Below are 3,226 nucleotides of genomic sequence, written 5' to 3' on the forward strand. Positions count from 1 at the left end.
CTGCTGGGGTGGGTGAATCGATCGCCATGGGCATGAGCCTGCGGCCGCCGGAATATCCGTGGGGAGCCGGAACTTATCCTGTTGGCCGCACCACCAGGCAGGCGCGGGCCCGGACACCAGGGGGAGTTACGTGGGCACACCGGCCCGGACCGCCGCGGAGGCGGGCAAGTCACACCGCCTCGGCGAGCTGCGGGAGTTCCTGAGAAGCAGGCGGGCGCGGGTCAGTCCCGCCGAGGCGGGTCTGCCGGACGGCGGGGCCAGGCGCCGCACCCCGGGGCTGCGGCGCGAAGAGGTCGCGGTCCTCGCGGGAGTGGGCGTCTCCTGGTACCAGTGGCTGGAGCAGGGCCGCGACATCACCGTGTCGCCCCAGGTGCTGGACTCCGTGGCCCGGGTACTGCGGCTCAGCAGCGCCGAACGCCGCCATCTCTACGTACTGGCGGGGCTCAACCCGCCCGCGCCCGAGGTCGATCCGGCGCACACGGACATGTGCGCGGGGCTGCAGCGGCTGCTCGACGGCTGGATGCCGTTCCCGGCCCACATCATGGACGCGTACTGGAACGTCATCCTCTACAACGGCGCCGCCTCGATGGTGATGGGGCTGCGGCCGGACCGGCCGCAGAACTGTGTGCTCGCCTTCTTCACCGATCCCGTCCACCGGGGCGGGGACCGGGAGTGGTGGGAGACCGCCGCCCGGGTCGTCGCCCAGTTCCGGGCCGCGTGCGCGGAGTGCCCCGACGACGAGGGGTTCCGGGCGATCGTGGCCGAGGTGACCGAGCGCAGCCCCGAGTTCGCCGAGCTCTGGGCGCGCCGGGACGTCGCGCCGGGCGGGCAGATGCGCAAGGAGCTGTCGCACCCGGCGGTCGGCAATCTGGTCATGGAGGCCACCCAGTTGCGCATTCCGGCCCGCCCGGATCTCGCGGTCGTGGTGCACCACCCGTGGCCGGGCACCGGCACGGAGGAGAAGCTGCGGTGGCTGGCCTCGCCGGAGGGCCGGCGGGGCTCGATGCACCAGGTACGGGCGTGAGCCGTCCGGGCGCCCGCGTGCCGCGCCCGTCGCCGTACTTCGTATGCTCGGCACATGACCGATAGCACCGACCTCGGCGCCGAGGACCGCAAGATCGTCACGCTGGCGCGCAGCGCCCGCGCCCGCAACGGTGTGCCGGAGGGCGCGGCCGTGCGGGACGAGACCGGACGTACGTATGTGGCGGGCACGGTGGAGCTGGAATCGCTGCGCCTCAGCGCGCTCCGGACCGCCGTCGCGATGGCCGTGGCCAGCGGGGCCACGTCCCTGGAGGCGGCCGCGGTCGTCTCCGAGGCGCAGACCCCGTCCGACGAGGACCGGGCGGCGGTACGGGACCTGGGCGGGGCCGGCACGCCCGTGCTGCTCGCCGGGCCCGACGGGGTGCTGCGGGTCACCGTGACCGCGGGCTGAACCTCCGCCGGACCACCCGCGTGGGTACGAACCGCCCCGCGCCCCCCGGCGCGGGGCGTTCGTACCCAATGGGCGAGAACCCTGGATCTTGACACCATCTGATGGGCCATCAGTCAGCGCATTTCGCTCCCATTGACTTCTTCTCGACCGACGTCATCAATGGCTCCCTGCCGACGCGGAAGAGCCGCCGCGCCGGATCCCGCAGGAGGGGGCTCCATGCGCCAAGCCATTCGAAGATCCGACAGCCGGAGATCCCGTCACCGGGGGCGACCGGTCCGCGGCCGCCGCTGGGCCGCCGCACTCGGTGTCGGCGCGCTCGTCGTCACCGGGGGAGGGCTGCTCGCCGGACCCGCGCAGGCCAGTGCGACGGCCTCGGTCGCGGTGGACTTCCCGACCCACTGCATCCCGCCCGCCATCGCCGGCATCCCGCCGATCGACGGGACGACGTCGGCCCAGATCTCCGTCGACAACGCCGCGCCGAAGGTCGGCGACACGGTCACGGTGACGTACACCGTCGTCAAACCGGCCGCGAGCAACCCGGTCGACCTGGCGCTGCCCGCCGACATCATGACGCCGACCGGCAAGGTCACCGTCGGCGGAGCGCAGTCCGCCGACGTCACGGTGGCGGGCCCGAAGAAGAACGGACCGGTGCCCGGCAAGGGCGAATTCCCGTCGTTCTCCATGACCGGCACCTTCACCGTCACCGCGCCCGGTGAGATCACGCTCTCGCCCGGCGACTACAACATCCACACCAGCTACATCATGGAACTGGACACACCCTGCACGGTCACCGATCCGCCCGCTCCCGTCTCCCAGACGATCATCGCCACGGACGGCGGCGGCCAGGTCAACGAACGTGCCATCCAGCTCGGTACGGCCTCCGGCGCTGCCGGTGACCAGGTCACCGTGACCGGGTCGAAGTTCACCGCGGGCGCGTCCGTCACGCTCGCCGGCCGGGCCGGGGACGCCCAGACCGGTGACACGGCGACGGCCACGGCGGACGGTTCGGGCGGCTTCACCGGGCAGCTCACCGTCAATGATCCGGCCACCACCGGCATCGTCGCCTACGAGGGCACGGACTGGGACGCCGCCAAGGGCGCGGGCCCCCAGGCCTACACCGTCACCACGGGCGGCGGCGAGATCCCGGACGGCAGCCAGCAGCTGATGTCCACCGTCAAGCCGGGAACGCTCACCATGACCCAGGCCGGGGACTCCGTCGCACTGTCGGCGGTCGACTTCGGGCAGGGCGGCGCCTCGACCGGCGCCCTGCAGACCGTGACGGTCCAGGACTTCCGCGGCGGACCCGCGGGCTGGTCCCTGACCGGCAAGGTCACCGACTTCACCGGTCCGGGAGGGGCGACGATCGGCGCGTCCGCGCTCGGCTGGAGCCCGGCCTGCGCGACGAAGTCCGGCAGCCCGAGCACCTGTGCGGCCGGATCCGAGGGAACGGTCGGCAGCGCGGGCGCCACCCTGGCGTCCACGCCCGACGGCGCGTTCACCGGAGGCGAGTTCACCGTCGACGCCCAGCTGTCGCTGGACGTACCGGCGTTCACCGCCGCGGGCGCGTACACCGGGGTCCTCACGCTCACCCTCACCTGAGCACCACTGATCCCGTGAGCGTTCCCGGCTTGACGGTGGACATCAGCTGCTGGCTGCCGTCCGGGATCTCGCCGCCGCCCGTGGTGACGGTGTAGGCCTGGGGGCCCGCGCCCTTGGCGGCGTCCCAGTCCGTGCCCTCGTAGGCGACGATGCCGGTGGTGGCCGGATCATTGACGGTGAGCTGCCCGGTGAAGC

At 72.9% G+C, this 3,226-nt stretch carries 3 protein-coding genes and 1 pseudogene; 3 read left to right on the forward strand and 1 reads right to left on the reverse strand.

Annotated elements, in window-relative coordinates; genetic code table 11:
• The first annotated feature begins 130 nt into the window (after positions 1–130).
• The 3 genes from EAO72_RS40510 (at position 131) to EAO72_RS40520 (ending at position 3,031) form a co-directional block, all read left to right on the forward strand.
• Entirely contained in the window at positions 131–1,024 is an 894-nt protein-coding gene (locus EAO72_RS40510; protein ID WP_148022393.1) for a helix-turn-helix transcriptional regulator, read from the forward strand.
• Between the two features lie 54 nt (positions 1,025–1,078).
• The gene (locus EAO72_RS40515; RefSeq protein WP_148022394.1) at positions 1,079–1,432 is read left to right on the forward strand and encodes a cytidine/deoxycytidylate deaminase family protein; all 354 of its coding nucleotides are present in this window, start codon (positions 1,079–1,081) and stop codon (positions 1,430–1,432) included.
• Positions 1,433–1,648: 216 nt separating this feature from the next.
• Complete coding sequence (locus EAO72_RS40520) at positions 1,649–3,031, forward strand: WxL domain-containing protein (RefSeq protein WP_261991866.1); 1,383 nt, start codon at positions 1,649–1,651, stop codon at positions 3,029–3,031.
• On the opposite strand, the pseudogene EAO72_RS40525 reads toward EAO72_RS40520, so the two are convergent.
• Positions 3,024–3,226, reverse strand: a pseudogene (locus EAO72_RS40525) (beta-xylosidase); the annotation flags it as partial. The gene EAO72_RS40520 and the pseudogene EAO72_RS40525 sit on opposite strands and share 8 nt — an antisense overlap.

It is taken from the genome of Streptomyces sp. OR43 (assembly GCF_008042275.1).
Taxonomy (GTDB): Bacteria; Actinomycetota; Actinomycetes; order Streptomycetales; family Streptomycetaceae; genus Streptomyces.